At 71.3% G+C, this 15,054-nt stretch carries 15 protein-coding genes; 4 read left to right on the top strand and 11 right to left on the bottom strand.

Annotation, left to right across the window (positions count from 1 at the left end):
* Positions 1–22: 22 nt before the first annotated feature.
* The 7 genes from ACFUTX_RS02030 to ACFUTX_RS02000 all read right to left on the bottom strand — a co-directional run bounded on the left by ACFUTX_RS02030 (position 23) and on the right by ACFUTX_RS02000 (position 7,970).
* A complete protein-coding gene (locus ACFUTX_RS02030; protein WP_378860522.1) occupies positions 23–2,380 on the bottom strand; it encodes an arylsulfatase in 2,358 nt (785 codons plus the stop codon).
* A 164-nt stretch (positions 2,381–2,544) separates the two neighbouring features.
* Complete coding sequence (locus ACFUTX_RS02025; RefSeq protein WP_378861042.1) at positions 2,545–3,435, bottom strand: formylglycine-generating enzyme family protein; 891 nt, start codon at positions 3,433–3,435, stop codon at positions 2,545–2,547.
* Between the two features lie 70 nt (positions 3,436–3,505).
* Positions 3,506–3,916, bottom strand: coding sequence for a sugar ABC transporter ATPase (locus ACFUTX_RS02020; RefSeq protein WP_378860521.1), 411 nt, complete (start codon positions 3,914–3,916; stop codon positions 3,506–3,508).
* A 56-nt stretch (positions 3,917–3,972) separates the two neighbouring features.
* Complete coding sequence (locus tag ACFUTX_RS02015; protein WP_378860520.1) at positions 3,973–4,788, bottom strand: MOSC domain-containing protein; 816 nt, start codon at positions 4,786–4,788, stop codon at positions 3,973–3,975.
* A gap of 63 nt (positions 4,789–4,851) precedes the next feature.
* The gene (locus tag ACFUTX_RS02010) at positions 4,852–5,952 is read right to left on the bottom strand and encodes an ABC transporter permease (RefSeq protein ID WP_378860519.1); all 1,101 of its coding nucleotides are present in this window, start codon (positions 5,950–5,952) and stop codon (positions 4,852–4,854) included.
* A complete protein-coding gene (locus tag ACFUTX_RS02005) occupies positions 5,949–6,926 on the bottom strand; it encodes an ABC transporter ATP-binding protein (protein WP_378860518.1) in 978 nt (325 codons plus the stop codon). Before ACFUTX_RS02005 ends, ACFUTX_RS02010 begins: the two co-directional genes overlap by 4 nt.
* 33 nt (positions 6,927–6,959) lie before the next feature.
* Positions 6,960–7,970, bottom strand: a complete 1,011-nt coding sequence (locus ACFUTX_RS02000) for a glycerophosphodiester phosphodiesterase family protein (RefSeq protein ID WP_378860517.1) — start codon at positions 7,968–7,970, stop codon at positions 6,960–6,962.
* A 155-nt stretch (positions 7,971–8,125) separates the two neighbouring features.
* Between ACFUTX_RS02000 and ACFUTX_RS01995 the strand changes: the two genes are divergently transcribed.
* From ACFUTX_RS01995 to ligD, 3 genes are all read left to right on the top strand, one after another.
* Positions 8,126–9,043, top strand: a complete 918-nt coding sequence (locus ACFUTX_RS01995) for a Bax inhibitor-1/YccA family protein (RefSeq protein ID WP_378861041.1) — start codon at positions 8,126–8,128, stop codon at positions 9,041–9,043.
* A 123-nt stretch (positions 9,044–9,166) separates the two neighbouring features.
* Positions 9,167–9,529, top strand: coding sequence for a helix-turn-helix domain-containing protein (locus ACFUTX_RS01990; RefSeq protein ID WP_378860516.1), 363 nt, complete (start codon positions 9,167–9,169; stop codon positions 9,527–9,529).
* Positions 9,530–9,594: 65 nt separating this feature from the next.
* Positions 9,595–10,839, top strand: coding sequence for a non-homologous end-joining DNA ligase (gene ligD / locus ACFUTX_RS01985; protein WP_378860515.1), 1,245 nt, complete (start codon positions 9,595–9,597; stop codon positions 10,837–10,839).
* Positions 10,840–10,848: 9 nt separating this feature from the next.
* Here ligD and ACFUTX_RS01980 read toward each other — a convergent pair whose 3' ends face one another.
* The gene (locus ACFUTX_RS01980; protein WP_378860514.1) at positions 10,849–11,370 is read right to left on the bottom strand and encodes a TetR/AcrR family transcriptional regulator; all 522 of its coding nucleotides are present in this window, start codon (positions 11,368–11,370) and stop codon (positions 10,849–10,851) included.
* A gap of 73 nt (positions 11,371–11,443) precedes the next feature.
* Here ACFUTX_RS01980 and ACFUTX_RS01975 point away from each other — a divergent pair, with 73 nt between their 5' ends.
* Positions 11,444–12,160 (top strand): MBL fold metallo-hydrolase, encoded by a 717-nt coding sequence (locus ACFUTX_RS01975; RefSeq protein WP_378860513.1) that lies wholly within the window; start codon positions 11,444–11,446, stop codon positions 12,158–12,160.
* A gap of 111 nt (positions 12,161–12,271) precedes the next feature.
* On the opposite strand, the gene ACFUTX_RS01970 is transcribed toward ACFUTX_RS01975, so the two are convergent.
* From ACFUTX_RS01970 to ACFUTX_RS01960, 3 genes are all read right to left on the bottom strand, one after another.
* Positions 12,272–12,859, bottom strand: a complete 588-nt coding sequence (locus ACFUTX_RS01970; RefSeq protein ID WP_378860512.1) for a ClpP family protease — start codon at positions 12,857–12,859, stop codon at positions 12,272–12,274.
* The gene (locus ACFUTX_RS01965; RefSeq protein WP_378860511.1) at positions 12,856–13,485 is read right to left on the bottom strand and encodes a ClpP family protease; all 630 of its coding nucleotides are present in this window, start codon (positions 13,483–13,485) and stop codon (positions 12,856–12,858) included. Before ACFUTX_RS01965 ends, ACFUTX_RS01970 begins: the two co-directional genes overlap by 4 nt.
* An 85-nt stretch (positions 13,486–13,570) precedes the next feature.
* Positions 13,571–14,968, bottom strand: coding sequence for a glycosyltransferase (locus ACFUTX_RS01960; protein WP_378860510.1), 1,398 nt, complete (start codon positions 14,966–14,968; stop codon positions 13,571–13,573).
* Positions 14,969–15,054: the final 86 nt, after the last annotated feature.

Genomic DNA, 15,054 nt, shown 5'->3' with positions numbered 1-15,054 from the left:
CGGACCGAGGCATCCGTCACCGTCACCCGGCCTTCTGGGCGACCTCGTATGCCACGTGCATGCGGTCGATCGTCCCGTCGAACGCGAACGGCATGCGGTCGGCGTACGCCCGCGAGACGGCACCGCCGTACGCGCGGCCGACGTCGAGGCAGTCGTTCGCAGAGAACAGCAGCGGTGCGCTCACCGGAACGGTTCCCGACGCGACCTCGCCGCCGTTCACCCGCAGTGCCACGCGCAGCGGACCACCGGGCCGCGGCTCGACGTAGGTCGTCTCGATCTCGATCTCGACCTTCCCTGCCGGCAGGGGCTCGGGCGCGGCGATGATCGTCCGGTTCACGAGGAACAGGTTGTACTCGTACGTCAGGATGCCGTCGACGACGAACGCCGTCAGTCCGCCGCCGGCCCCGCCGAGCTTGTACAGCACGCCGTTGGCCTTGTCGCCCACCGTCGCTTCGATCGTGACGACGTTCGGCTTGTTGCCGAGCGCGGGCGCGCAGAACTCGGGGATGCGGGTGGTCTCGCCGGAGAGCTCCCACTCCTGGTACGGCGGACTGATGCGCAGCTCCGGGTGGTACACGGGGATCCAGAGCCCCGCGCCGACGGGCAGCACCTGGTTCTTCGCCGCCTCGATCGCGAACAGCTCCTTCAGCGCAGCCAGCTTCTCGGGATGCTGGTCGGCGAGATCCCGCGCCTGGCTCCAATCCTCGTCGAGGTGGTAGAGCTCCCACTTGTCCTCGTCGGGGGTCCAGGTCCGGATGCCGGGAGGGGCTCCGGGGACCCACGGCAGTCGCGGACCGGCGGTCGACGCCATCCACCCGTCCTCGTAGATGCCGCGAGACGCCATGATCTCGAAGTACTGCACCCGGTGCCGGCCCTCGGCCGTCTTGTCGTCGATCGAGTAGGCGAAGCTCGTGCCGTCGATCGGGTCCTGGTGGATGCCGTTCACGGTGTCGGGATGCGAGATGCCCAGGATCTCGTAGAGCGTCGGCGCAACGTCGATCACGTGGTGGAACTGCGTGCGGGGCACCGGGTCGTGCTCGATGCGGGCCGGCCACTGGATGAACATCGGATTGCGGGTGCCCCCGAGGTGCGACGCCATGAGCTTCATGCCCTGGTACGGCGACGAACCGGCCCACGCCCACGCGGCGTGGTACTGGTTGTCGGTCGCCGGCGTGCCGAGGGCGCCCAGACCGCCCAGCTCTTCCAGGGCCGCGATGTGCTGATCGATCGTCGTCGGGATCATGTTCTGCGCCAGCAGTTCGCTGATCGTGCCGTTCTGGCCCTCCCCCGACGAACCGTTGTCGCCCCAGATGTAGATCGCGATCGTGTTCTCGATGTAGCCGAGCCGTTCCAGCTCGTCGACGAGCCGGCCGGCCTGCACGTCGGCGTGCTCGCCGAATCCGGCGCACACCTCCATCAGCCGGGCCTGGAACGGCTTCTGGTGGTCGGGAATCTCGTCCCACCCTTGGAGCGACTCCGGCCGGGGCGTGAGCTCGGCGTCCTCGGGGATCCACCCGGCCGCCTTCGCCGCCGCGTGCGCCTCTTCGCGGTAGACATCCCAGCCGCTGTCGAACACGCCCGCGTACTTGTCCGCCCATTCCTTGTGCACGTGGTGCGGGCCGTGGATCGCACCGGTCGCCCAGTACATGAAGAACGGCTTGTCAGGCGACAGCGCCTTGTGGTCGCGCAGCCACGCGATGGCGTCGTCGGCGATGTCTTCGCTGAGGTGGTACCCCTCCTCCGGGGACTTGGGCGGCAGGACGCTGGTGGTGTTGCGGACCAGGTTCGGTTCGTATTGGGATGCCTCGCCCGCGAGGAACCCGTAGAAGTACTCGAACCCGTTCCCGGTCGGCCAGTTGTCGTACGGCCCCGCTTTCGTCGTCTCTTCGGCGGGGGTGTTGTGCCACTTGCCCCACGCCGCGGTCGAGTACCCGTAGTTGCGCAGCACCTCGGCGATCGACGCGCTGCTCTTCGGGATGTGGCCGGAGTAACCGTCCCAGTCGGCGGCGAGCTCGGCGATCTGGCCGGCGCCCACGCGATGGTGGTTCCGCCCCGTGAGCAGCGAGGCGCGGGTGGGCGAGCACATGGCGGTCGTGTGGAAGCGGTTGTAGCCGATGCCGCCCTCGCGAATCCGCTCCAGGGTGGGCGTGTTCACCTTTCCCCCGAGGGGCGCGGGGAGCGCGGGCCCCGCGTCGTCGATCAGCACGATGAGCACGTTCGGGGCGTCGTCACCGAGGTGCTGCGGCACCGGCAGCGGTGAGTACGTCGACTCGGCCAAGGTGCGCCCCGCGTAGCTGCCCGACCCCTTCGGCGGGAACGGCAGCGTGCGGGCCGGCGGAAGCGGAGCTCCCACGACGGACGGACGGGCGTCTTCGGTCATCGATCTCTCCTGTCGTGGCGGCACGATCCTCCCCCGACGCGAAGCACCGCGGCGGGCGCGGTGCGGCATCGGTGGGGACGCCCAAGCTAACGACCGCGCTCCCGAGGACGCATCACTCCATGAGGGTGAAGACATCTCGCCGAGCGGGCCGGGCGAGGCATCCGTCAGTCGCGCGCGCAGCGAAAGCCGATGTGCGTCGTCGCGGAGTCCTCGGCCTGCGGCGAGCGCGCGGCGGGCCGGAAGCGCAGGCAGTACTCGGGCGCACAGAGGTGCGACCCGCCCTTGAGGGTGCGGCGGGGTATGCGCGAGCCGGGTTCCGCGCTCTGCGCGAGCAGGTCGCTGCGTCCGTCGCGCGAGACCGGCACCGCGCCGGGGAGCCGGTGGCGCGGCTCGTAGTAGTCGGTGGTCCACTCCCAGACGTTGCCGACGGTGTCGACCAGTCCGTAGCCGTTGGGCGGGAACGACCCGACCGGCGCCGTGGTCGCCCCGTGCTCGCCGAGGTTCTCGTACGGGAAGCGCCCGATCCAGGTGTGGGCCTGGGCGGAGCCGTCCGGAAAGGCCTCGTCTCCCCACGCGAACGCCGTGGCGCCGGATCCTCCCCGCGCCGCGTACTCGAACTCGGCCTCGGTGGGGAGCCGTTTGCCCGCCCATTCGGCATAGGCGGCGGCATCCGCGTACGCCACCTGCACGACCGGATGCCGCAGCCTCCCGTCGATGCCCGACCCCGGTCCTTCGGGGCTGCGCCACGAGGCTCCTGGCTGCCATCGCCACCACTGCCGCCAGTCGCGCAGGTCGACCGGGCCGGCGGTCGCCGTGAACACGAGCGACCCCGGCACCAGGTCGGCGGTATCGACTCCGGGGTAGTCGGCGGGGTCGAGTTCGCGCTCGGCGACGGTCACGTACCCGGTGTCGGCGACGAAGGCCGCGAAGTCCTCGTTCGTGACCGGGCCGCGGTCGATCCAGAAGGGGTCGACGGATGCCTCGTGCGCGGGCCGTTCGTCGGGGTAGAAGTCGTCGCTGCCCATCGTGAAGCGCCCGCCGGGCAGCCGCACCATGTCGTCGCGCGCACTCGTCACGCAGGCACCCTATCGGGCGGGACGCACGCCGAGGGGGTGGTGTCCGGGCTCAGAGGTCTTCGGGCGCGAGGTCGCCCTGGCCCTCGTCGCCCAGCACGGCCTCGTTCATGTCGAGTCCCTGCGTCTCGGGCTCGTAGACCGATCCGGGGCGGTCGGTCGCCGGAATCTGGTCGCGCTCGTCCGAGATGTGTGCGGGGTCGTCGCCCGTCGCTGTGGGCGCGTCGAGCTCGTCGATCTGCACGCCTTCCTCGAGAGCGGTCGTGCGGTCCCACTCGGCCTGCGCGGGGTCGAGGGTGGGATCCGGCTCGATGGAGGTGTCGCCGTCGCGCAGCGGCTGCGCGCCGACCTGCCCGTCCGGTGCGGGCGGGATCTCGCCGGGGGTGAGGTCGCTGGTGGCGCCGTCCGGGTTGCTCGTGTCGCCGACGTCGCTGGTTTCGCTGGTGTAGCGGATGTCGCTCATGCCTCCACGCTAGGAAGTCCCGCTCGGTCGCCGGAGGGGCTTGACAGGCCGGAGTCTCAGCCGGGCACGACCTCGTCGCCGACCCGGATCACCGCCGCCGCAGAGCCGTCGAGCTCGGGGACCAGCCACACCCCGAAGAATGTCTTGCCGTCCCAGCGGCGGTGGCGGGCGAGCGTGCGGATGGGCTCTTTGCCCCGGCGCAGCGTGAGCGGGTCGATCGTGGTCATGACGCAGCGGTCGCAGGTGCCGCTGACGCGGAACCGTACGTCGCCGATCCGGACGGACGGCCAGGCGTCCTCGGCGAAGGGCGCGTCGGGGTCGCCGTCGATCACGACGTTGGGGCGGAAGCGGAGGATGTCGAGCGGCGGCGTCTCGTCGTCGGTCCACCGGTCGAGCTGGGCCAGCGACGACTCGCTCGCGAGCAGCAGGGGACCTACGTCGGCGAGCGACACGTGGTCGCCGGGAAGACCGCCGTGCTTCGGGTTGACGGATCGCATGGTCGGGTCGGGCTGCCACACGAGCCGCGCGGTTCGTCCCAGGCGCTCGCCCACCCAGGCGTCGGCCTCGTCGCCCGCGGGCAGGGCTGTGCCCTGACGGGAGTGCCCGACGGGCACCGGCTCCGCCTCGACGGGCGCGGCGACCCGCAGCTCGGCAGCACCGTCGCGATCGCCGAGCACGAGAGCGTCCCCGTCGGGCTCGGCCGTGAGCCCCAGCATCCGGTTCTCCTCGCGGGCCGTGATCGGCTCACCGGCCTCATCGACGACGGCCCAGCGCCGGTCTCCGTCCAGGCCCCACGGGTGCACGCGCGCTGACGCGACGTCGAGCCCGGCGAACGACTTGACCGGGTGGACGCGAACCCGGGTCACCTGCATCCGAAAACCGTACCGGACGACGAAGAGCGAGCGGATGCCGCGGTCACCGGTCCCACGCGTCGGTCAGGCGATGCGCGTGCCGGGCGGGAGGCGGCGGGCCGGCGTGTTCGTGCGCGACCACGCCCACCACAGCAGGCCGGCCGCGAGGAGCAGCTGCAGCGCCAGTCCCACGAACCAGCTCGGCGTGGACTGGGCGATGACCTCTTCGGGGGTGGGCTGCTCGTCCTGGGCGCCGGGACTGCACTCGTCGTACGTGATCTCGTCGGGCGGCGGCTGCTGGGCGGAGCGCACGCCGAACTTGATCTGACCGAAGAGGTCGACCGGGTAGCCGTCAGACCGGTACGTCGTCGGGGTCGCGTCGGCGAGGATGACGAAGGGGTTCGCCGCGAGGATCCACCACACCCGGTCGAACCTCACCACGTCGTAGGTGTAGCTCTCCCATTCGCCGCACGCGGGCGTCGGGTCCTCGATGCACGGGTAGTCCTCGGACGGCTCCTCCCCGGGCATGCACGGGAACTCGCCGTCTTCGTATCCGCTCCAGTCGATCGACCGGTAGTTGTTCGTCTGCTCGGTGCGCATGGTGGCGCCGACCAGCCCGAACGCGATCGGCGTGCCGACGACGAGCGCAGCCACGACGAGGTAAGTGGTGGCGACCGAGAAGAGCGGGCGCGCGAGGATGCCGCTGAGCGCGACCCCGATCGCCGCGATCACCGCCACCTCGACGACCAGGACGATCAGCGAGACCGCGACGGTCGCAGCATCCGCTCCTCCGGCCAGCGTCGCGAGGCCGAGGAACGGCACCGAGACCAGCACGAAGGCGAGTCCCGTCACCCAGGCCGCGAGGAACTTGCCGACGATGATCTCGCCGGTGGTCGCGAGCGTCACCTGCACCGGCGCGAGCGTTGCGGCATCGCGGTCGCCGTTGATGGAGTTCCCGCTCAGGGTCGGCGACACGAGCACGACCAGGAGCAGCGTGATGTAGACGATCGTCGAATAGATGGCCGCGCCGCGCTCTTCTTCGACGTAGCCGAACGCGAGGAACGACAGTGCCGTGACGATCACGAGGAGCAGCGCGAAGACGCCGAGGAGCACGTACCAGGCGATGCTCCGGGTGCGCTGCGTCAGTTCGAGGCGGACGATCGTGCCCAGTCGCTGAGCGTTCACGGGGCGCCTCCCTCATCGACGGCCGACGCGGGAGGCGCGGCGGGTGGCACGCCCTTGCCGAGGTCGAGGAACGTGTGCTCGAGGCTGCCCTGCGCGGCGGCGAACTCGGCGACCGGCACGCCGGCCGACACCAGCGACGCCAGGGCCGACGCCGCGGCCTCGTCGGACTCGAACTCCAGCAGCACGTCGCGCCGGTCGGTGGACACGAGCGAAGCATCGAGCCCCAGCGCCCCCGCGACGGTGCCGGCGGCGACGGATGCCTCGACCCCCGCCACCCGCACCCGCCAGGGTCGTGCACGGCGGGCGGCGGCTTCGATCCGACGACTGTCGACCGTCTCTCCCGCGAGCAGGAACACGGCGTCGTCGACGACCTCTTCGAGCTCGCTGAGGATGTGGCTCGACACGAGCACCGTTCGTCCCTCGGCTGCGTACCGGCGCAGCAGCAGCCGCAGGTCGATGCGGGCCTGCGGGTCGAGTCCCGACGCCGGCTCGTCGAGCAGCAGCACCCTCGGGTCGTGCACGAGCGCGCGAGCGAGCCCGAGTCGCTGCTTCTGCCCGCGCGAGAGCACCTTGGCGGCGGAGTCGGCGAGCGGCACGAGGCCCACCTCGGCGAGCAGGACGTCGGCGCGAGCGGATGCCTCGGCCTTCGGCATCCCGTACAGCTGCGCCGTGACGATCAGCGTCTCGCGGGACGTGAGCGAACCCCACGCGCCGAGCGCGTCGGGCATCCACCCGATGAGGGCGCGGGCGGCGTGCGGGTCGGCGACGGGATCGACGCCGTCGATGCGGATCGATCCGGCGTCGGGCGCCAGGAGCGAGGCGAGCATGAGCAGGAGGGTCGTCTTGCCGGAGCCGTTCGGTCCGACGAGTCCCGTGACACGGCCCGCGTGCGCCTGCAGCGTCACGTTCCGCACCGCGTGGATCTCGCCGAACGCGCGTCGGACTCCTTCGACGACGATGCCGGGGGAGGTCACGCGACTCACCCTAGCCGGGGAGCGCTCTCCCAGTCAGGAACCGAAGAACGCCACGCCGAGATCGGGATGGTCGACGAAGACGCCGTCGACTCCGGCATCCCGGATCACCGCCCATTCGGACTCCCAGTCGCCGAAGGCCGCCGCGCCCCCATGCCCGCGGAACTGGCCGATGAGGAAGCTGTTCTCGGGCCGGCACGTCCAGGTGAAGACGCGCAGGCCGCGGTCGTGGGCGTCCGCCATCACCGCCGACGGACCGGTCAGTCGGCCGAGCTTGTCGGGGGCGAGGATCATCCGCTTGTCGACGCTGATCCCGTCGACCCGGCCGACGAGCCCGTCGAGGCCCGCCGGCGACGCGGTCCGGGCGTACGTGGGCGCGGCCTTGCCGTGTTGAGCGAGCAGGTCGTAGGGACGACCGGCCGCCTCGAGCAGATAGATGTAGACCGCCGGGATGCCCCGTTCCTGCAGCCGGAACAGGACGGTCGACTCGAAGGACTCGATCGTGAGCGGAAGCGCTCCGCCGGCCCAGCCCGCCTCCCGCAGCTCTCGGTCGACGAGCTCGGCGATGTCCCATCCGATCGACCCGAAGTACGTGGCGTGCTTGATCTCGAGCACGACCCCGATCTCGCGCCCCTGCGCCAGCGATCCTTCGCGCACGAGGTCGAGCACGTCGCGCAGGCGCAGCACCGGCTGCTGGTCGTCGAACGTGGCGCTCGACGGTCGCAGCTTCGGGAGACGCTCCCGGCACCGCAGCGTCGACAGCTCGTCCCACGTGAAGTCCTCGGCGAACCAGCCCGTCAGCTCCGCACCGTCGACGCTCTTCGTCGTGCGGCGGTCGGCGAACTCCGGGCGGTCGGCGACATCGGTCGTGCCCGAGATCTCGTTCTCGTGACGCACGACCAGCACTCCGTCGGAGGAGACCACGATGTCGGGCTCCACCGCATCGACACCGAACTCGAGGGCGAGGTCGTACGACGACCGGGAATGCTCCGGCCGGTAGCCCGGCGCACCCCGGTGACCGATCACGAGCGGGGAGCGGCGGACCATCGCCCCAGGCTACCTTCGGGGGCGCGGAGGGCCGGCCGCGGCATCCGTCCCTCATGGTCCACTCACAGCCACGAAACTCCCGGGAATGTGCGGGAACGGATATCGTTGATCCACAGCACCGTGCTGTGCAACCCGTGACTTGGAGTGTGAGAGCAGTGGCCCTCGACAACCCCGCGTTCAACAATCCGGCCTTCCAGGATTCGAAGGCCGCCCGTACGTACCCCGGTCGTCCGGGACTGACGCCCCCTGCCGCGCAGACGCAGACCGCTGCAGCGCAGCATGCCGGACTGGATGCCGCCACCCAGGCGCAGCTCGAAGGCATGTACGCCGCCCCGTCCGCCGGCGCCCTCGACACCGACCGCATGACGGTCGAAGACACCGTCTGGAAGACGGTCGGCCTGTTCGCGATCCTGCTCGTGACCGCCTCGATCGGCTGGTTCTGGACCCTCGGCGGCCTCGACGCGACGCAGCCCAACCAGCTGTCGATCCTCCCCTGGGCAATCGGCGCGCTCGGCGGGTTCATCCTCGCGCTGGCGGTTATCTTCACCTCTCGCAAGAAGGTGCGCCCGGGCCTGATCTTCGCCTACGCCGCGTTCGAGGGTCTCTTCGTCGGCGGCATCTCGGCGTTCTTCGAGGTGCAGTGGCAGGGAATCGTCCTGCAGGCGACGCTCGCGACCCTGTCGGTCGTCGGCGTGACCCTGGCGCTGTTCGCCAGCGGCAAGGTTCGGGCCTCGAAGCGTGCGACGAAGATCTTCCTCATCGCGATGGTCGGCTACCTCGTGTTCTCGCTGGTCAACGTCATGCTGATGCTCTTCAACGCTCCCATCGCAGGCGGTGCGTTCGGCCTTCTCAGCCAGACCTTCATGGGCATCCCGCTGGGCCTCATCATCGGCGTGCTCGTCGTGATCATGGCCGCGTACTCGCTGGTGCTCGACTTCGACTCCATCCAGCAGGGTGTGCGCAACGGCGCCCCCCGCCAGCTGGGCTGGATCGGCGCCTTCGGCATCATGGTGACCGTGGTCTGGCTCTACGTCGAGATCCTGCGCATCATCGCCATCGTCCGAAGCAACTGACCGCAGTTCTCCGAGAGGCCGTCCGGGTTCGTCCCAGGCGGCCTCTCGTCTGTCTGGCATACCTGGTTCTGCTGTGGGCGGAACAGCTCGCGGCTCAGGGACGCCGCGACCTATCGTGACGGCATGGCCGAGATCATCCCGCTGCCGACGAAGCCCGCCCCACGCGCGACGCGCGATCCCGAGCCGCTGTGGCGCGACGCGCTCGGCGACCAGCTGCGGCGCCTCCGACACCAGCGCGGCGAGCGCCTGGCCGACACCGCCGACCGCGCGGGCGTCTCACCGCAGTATCTGTCCGAGATGGAGCGGGGCCTGAAGGAGCCGTCGAGCGAGATGATCGCCGCCGTGGCCGGAGCCCTCGACGTCACCCTCGTCGAGCTGACCGCCGCGGTCGCCGAGTCTCTCCGGGCCGAGTCTCTCCGGGCCGAGTCTCTCCGGGCCGAGGCATCCGTCGCCCCCGCCCGCTGGGCTTACCTCCTGGCCGCCTGACAAGCAGTCCGGAGCGCGGGCGCAACCCCTGGCCGGCGTCGGGGGCCGGCGCTAGCGTGAGCCGGGTGAGTCCAGCGCGCAAAGAGGAGTTCCTCGAGGTCGGCGGGCACGAGGTGCGCATCTCGAGCCCCGACAAGGTCGTGTTCCCCGGGCCGGGGCTGACGAAGCTCGACGTCGTCCGCTACTACCTGGCCGTGGCCGACGGCGCCCTGCGTGGAGCGGGCGGGCGGCCGATGGTGCTCAAGCGGTTCGTGAAGGGCATCGATCAGGAGGCCTTCTTCCAGAAGCGCGTGCCCGAGAACCACCCCGACTTCATCGACACGGCGACCCTGCACTACGCGCGCGGCACGTCCGCCGAAGAGACGGTGATCCGGGATGCCGCGGGCCTCGCCTGGGTGATCAACCTCGGCTGCCTCGACCTCAACCCCCACCCGGTGCGGGCCGAAGACCTCGACCGCCCCGACGAGCTGCGCATCGACCTCGACCCGATGCCCGGCGTCGACTGGTCGCAGATCGTCGATGTCGCCTTCGTCGCGCGCGAGGTGCTCGACGACGTCGGCCTCGTCGGATGGCCGAAGACCAGTGGCTCGCGCGGCCTGCACATCCTCGTGCGCATCGCCCCGCAGTGGGACTACAAGGACGTCCGGCTCGCGGCCGAGACGCTCGCTCGCGAGGTGGAGAACCGTGCACCGGGGCTCGCGACGGCGCGGTGGTGGAAGGAGGAGCGCGGCGAGAGCGTGTTCGTCGACTTCAACCAGAACGCCAAAGACCGCACCGTGGCATCCGCGTACTCGATCCGGCCCCTCCCCGACGCCCGCGTGTCGACCCCGCTGGGCTGGGACGAGGTGGCCGTCCGGCGACCCGAGGAGTTCACGGTCGCGAGCGTCCTCGAGCGCTTCGCCGCGATCGGCGACCCGCATCGCGGGATCGACGACAGTCCGGGCACCCTCGACGGCCTCCTCGCCCTCGCGAAGGAGCTCGGTCCCGCCGAGAAGCCGCCCCGCGGCGGCGGACCCGACGGCCGGCGGCAGTCGACCATGCCCCTCATCGAGGTGGCCCGCACGAAGACCAAGCCCGAAGCGCTCGCCGCCCTCGACGAGTGGAAGGCGAAGCATCCGTCCGCGGTCGCCGCGCTGCACCCCGCCGACGTCCTCGTCGACGGCATGCGCGGGTCGAGTTCCCTCTGGTACCGCGTGAGGGTCAACCTGCAGCACGTGCCCGAGAACGAGCGGCCGCCGCAAGAAGACCTCATCGCCGACTACGACCCCTGGGCCGGGAAGGTCTGGCCGGGTCGCGACTCGGCGGACTGACGCAGGCTCTCAGTCGGCCGCGCGAGCGAGCCTCGCGAGGCCGTACTCGAAGGCGGCGTCGACGTCTCCGCCGAGACGGAACGCGCCCGCCAGCTCCATGCTGACGAACCCGGTGGCCCACGCGGTGACCAGACGCGCTTCCTCGAGGGCATGCTCCTCGCCCACCGCCGCGCGCGCCGCGCGGAGGATCGGCTCACTCGCCCGCGAGAGCGCTTCGGCGCTGCCCGCCATCGAGTACATGAGCCGGAAACCCTCGGGCAGGTCGTGAGCGAAAGACCGGTACGTGCGCGCGAGATCGGCGAGAGAGCCGTCGGATGCCGCGAGCCGCGCCCCGAGATCGTCCACGGTGGCCTCGACCACGAGCTGCAGCAGGGCGTCGCGATCGCGTACGCGCTTGTACAGGGAGGGGGCGCGCACGCCCACGCGGTCGGCGACGGCTTGCATCGTGACGCGCGAGGGGCCGCCGCTCTCGAGCAGGTCACGGCCCGCGGCGATGATCGCGGCGAGGGAGGTGCGGTCGGGTGTAGGCATGGCGACTCCGATGGCTATTGACATAAGCCATCATAGCTACGTACCATAGCCGACACAACCACCGGAGGAAGCCATGGAGCTCGGACCGCACCTGCACCGCATCGGCAACGACATCGTCGCCGCCTACCTCGTCGTCGCGCCCGACGGCATCACGGTCATCGACGCCGGGCTGCCCGGCCACTGGACCGACCTCACCGCCGAGCTCGCAACGATCGGGCGAAGCCTCGGCGACGTGAAGGGAGTGGTGCTCACCCACGGCGACAGCGACCATCTCGGGTTCGCCGAGCGCCTGCGCCGCGAGCACGGGGTTCCCGTGTTCGTCCACGCCGCCGACGCCGACCGTGCCCGCGGCGGCGATAAGCCGAAGACGGCGATGGGGCCGATGCGACTCGGCCCCACGGCCGGCTTCTTCGCTTACGCGCTGCGCAAGCGGGGGTGGCGCACCGAGTACCTCACCGAGGTGGTCGAGGTCGCCGACGGCGACGTGCTCGACCTGCCCGGCGCGCCGCGGATCATCGGCCTGCCCGGCCACTCGCCGGGGAGCATCGCCGTGCACGTGCCGCTCGCCGAGGCCGTCTTCGTCGGCGACGCACTCACCACCCGGCACGTGCTCACCGGTCGCCCCGGCCCGCAGCCCGCGCCGTTCACCGACGAGCCGGACCAGGCCCTGACCTCGCTCGACCGGCTGGCCGGCATCGAGGCGACGTGGGTGCTCCCGGGCCACGGCACCCCGTGGAAGGGGTCGCCCGCCGACGTCGCGGCCGCGGTCCGCGCCGCAACTCAGGCGTGAGGCTCCCCCATCCGCCCGCGCACCGCGAGAAGTCGCGGATCACACCGCCCGCGGCTCGACGCCAGCCTGAGATAGGGCTCGCCGACACGCGAGCAGCCGCCCGACACAGCCCTACCGCTCGTCGAGCACCCGGTCGGCGAGCCCGTAGGCCACCGCGTCGGCCGCGGTGAAGACGCGGTCGCGGTCGGTGTCGCGCCGGAGCTGCGCGGCATCCTTCCCGGTGTGCCGGGCGAGGATCGCCTCGACGTCGCCGCGGATCCGCACGAGCTCGTCCGCCTGCAGGATGAGGTCGGGGATCGCTCCCCTCCCCTGCGCAGCCGGCTGATGCAGCACGACGCGCGCGTGCGGCAGCACCGCCCGCTTCCCGGCCGCGCCGGCCGCCAGCATGACCGCGCCGACACCGATCGCCTGGCCCACCACGGTGGTGGCGACATCCGGCCTGACATGGCGCATGGTGTCGTACACCGCCAGCATCGCCGCCGGATCTCCGCCTTCGCAGTTGATGTACAGCTGGATGTCGCGCTCGGGGCTGTCGGCGTCGAGGTGCAGCAGCTGCGCGATGAGGGCGTTGGCGACGCCCGCGTCGATCGCGGTGCCCAGATAGACGACGCGCTCGGCGAGCAGGTGCGAGTAGACGTCCATGATGCGGTCGCCGCGCGGGTGCTGCGCCACGACGTTCGGGATCGTGTACGAGCTCATGCCGCCACCTCCGCCGGGCCGAGTCCGAGCCCCGCCGGTCGGCGGCGTCGCGGCACGATCTGGGCGAAGTCGTCGACGATCCCGTCGATGAACCCGTAGTCGAGGGCCTCCGCTGCGGTGTACCAGCGGTCGTGGAGGGAGTCCTCGAAGATGCGGCCGACGTCCTGCCCGGTGTCTTCGGAGATGAGGCCCAGGACCGTGTCGCGCATGTGCCGCAGGTCGCCGGCCTGCACCTCGACGTCCACGGTCGAGCCGCCGATCCCGGCCGAGCCCTGGTGCATGAGGATCCGCGCATGCGGGAGCGCGCGGCGCTTGCCCTTCGTCCCCGCGCTGAGCAGGAACTGCCCGGCGCTGCACGCCAGGCCGAGCGCGAGGGTCGCGACGTCGTTGGGGATCAGCCGCATGACGTCGCGGATCGCGAGCATCGAAGGGACCGACCCTCCGGGAGAGTGGATCCAGAGGGCGATGTCGGATGCCTCGTCCTCGGCCGCGAGCGCCAGGAGCTGCGTCGCGATGAGCGTGCCGTTGTCGTCGTCGAGCACTCCGTCGAGCACGAGCACCCGCTGGTGGAAGAGCTCGCGCCGCGCTTCGGCGCCGAACTGGGGAATCTTGCCTTCTTCAGCCATGACCCCAAGCCTGCGGTCGGACGACGGTCGCGGGCATCCGTTTCCGCCCTCGGCGGTTCCGCCGGCAGCGGATCGCGGGTGCCGGCTACGCGCGGCGCGACGGGGCGGCCAGGACGTCCTGCACCGCCTGCGCGAGGGCGGCCGTCACGCGGTCGGGGTCGACCCGCCGCGCCATCTGCGCCGCCTCGCGCGAGAGGCGGGCGTGCTCGTCGGGGTCGGCGATCACCCGAACGATGGCGGCGGCGAGAGCTGCCTGATCGCCGTCCGGCACCAGCACGCCCCCGCCGTTCGCGAGGTGGTCGCGGGGACCGTAGGGCACGTCGTACGCGATGACGGGGCATCCCCGCACCATCGCCTCGACGATGGCGAGCGCCTGCCCTTCGAAAGCCGACGTCGTGAGGAACGCGGATGCCTCGTCCAGGACGCGTTCGGGCTCGTCGGTGATCCCGCGCAGGACGACGTGCGCGGTGAGCCCCTCGGCCTCGATGAGCTGCTGCAGCCGGTCGTGCTCGACGCCGGCGCCGTAGATGTCGAGGGCGGCATGCGGAACCCGCTCGAGCACCGACCGGAAGGCGCGGATCGCGTGATCAACCCGTTTGCCCGGCGCGAGCCGGTTGAGCATCACGACCCGTCCGGGCGCGCGATCGGCGCCCGGAACGACGCTCGATGCGGCCGGGACACCCGCGGGGATGACGAGGTGCACGCCCTCGTCGCCGAATCGGCCGACGACGTCGGAGCGCTGCGCCTCGCTCAGCCACAGCACGGCGTCGAAGCGCTCGGCGAGGCTGAACCACCGCGTCCAGAGGGGGTTCAGCGGGGCGTCGGGGGTGTGCGGCGGCTCGAGGTGGATCGTATGGATCGCGTGGATCAGCCGCACCCCGGGATCGCTCCAGCCGGCGATGAGTTCGCCGAGCTGCCGCGACTCGCAGATCACCACGACCGGCTTCTCGCCGTTCGCGGCCCGCAGCCGCCCGACGACCTCGGCGAGCCAGGCGCGGTAGAGCGCCCCGAATCCCTCGACCACGCCGGCGACGCGCCCGTCGCGGTCGTAGACGGCGACCGGTGCGCTCGTGATGTGCCAGTCCGGATCGCCGTGGATGACCGGCAGCCCGACGACGGGTCGTCCTTCGGCGTCGTCGACCCGGCGGTAGGCGAGCGCCGGGTCGGGCTCCCCCGGCTGCGCAGCCGCCAGCAGCCACGGCGCGGCTCCGCCGGACGGAGCGGATGCCTCATCGAAGAGGTTCCTCATGCGGTCGGTGCCCACGATCAGATCCCGTTCGTCGAACGCGCGACGGTGACGGGCGTGATCGGCCGGCGTGCCCGGATCGAAGGTGAGGATGAGCGGCCCGCGACCCTCGTGCACCCCGGCGGCCGCCATCTGCCGTGCGCGCGACAGGATCGCCATGGCGTAGCCGCCGTCGTGGTCGGGGATGAGCCGGCTCGACAGGATGAGGTACTCGGCATCGGGGAAGGTGGTGCTCACCGTGCTATCTTCCCCGATCTCGATACACCCGCCTGCGGCGGGCACTCGATCTGCGGGCCCACACCCGCCTGCGGCGGGCACTCGAT

Source organism: Microbacterium sp. NPDC057407 (assembly GCF_042803895.1).
Taxonomy (GTDB): Bacteria; Actinomycetota; Actinomycetes; order Actinomycetales; family Microbacteriaceae; genus Microbacterium.
This window is presented reverse-complemented; position numbering and strand designations above follow the sequence as displayed.

Coding starts and splice junctions, on each gene's coding strand:
- ACFUTX_RS02030 (WP_378860522.1), bottom strand. CDS start 2,380: ATGACCGAAGACGCCCGTCCGTCCGTCGTGGGAGCTCCGCTTCCGCCG.
- ACFUTX_RS02025 (WP_378861042.1), bottom strand. CDS start 3,435: ATGGTGCGGCTGCCCGGCGGGCGCTTCACGATGGGCAGCGACGACTTC.
- ACFUTX_RS02020 (WP_378860521.1), bottom strand. CDS start 3,916: ATGAGCGACATCCGCTACACCAGCGAAACCAGCGACGTCGGCGACACG.
- ACFUTX_RS02015 (WP_378860520.1), bottom strand. CDS start 4,788: ATGCAGGTGACCCGGGTTCGCGTCCACCCGGTCAAGTCGTTCGCCGGG.
- ACFUTX_RS02000 (WP_378860517.1), bottom strand. CDS start 7,970: ATGGTCCGCCGCTCCCCGCTCGTGATCGGTCACCGGGGTGCGCCGGGC.
- ACFUTX_RS01990 (WP_378860516.1), top strand. CDS start 9,167: ATGGCCGAGATCATCCCGCTGCCGACGAAGCCCGCCCCACGCGCGACG.
- ACFUTX_RS01980 (WP_378860514.1), bottom strand. CDS start 11,370: ATGCCTACACCCGACCGCACCTCCCTCGCCGCGATCATCGCCGCGGGC.
- ACFUTX_RS01975 (WP_378860513.1), top strand. CDS start 11,444: ATGGAGCTCGGACCGCACCTGCACCGCATCGGCAACGACATCGTCGCC.
- ACFUTX_RS01970 (WP_378860512.1), bottom strand. CDS start 12,859: ATGAGCTCGTACACGATCCCGAACGTCGTGGCGCAGCACCCGCGCGGC.
- ACFUTX_RS01965 (WP_378860511.1), bottom strand. CDS start 13,485: ATGGCTGAAGAAGGCAAGATTCCCCAGTTCGGCGCCGAAGCGCGGCGC.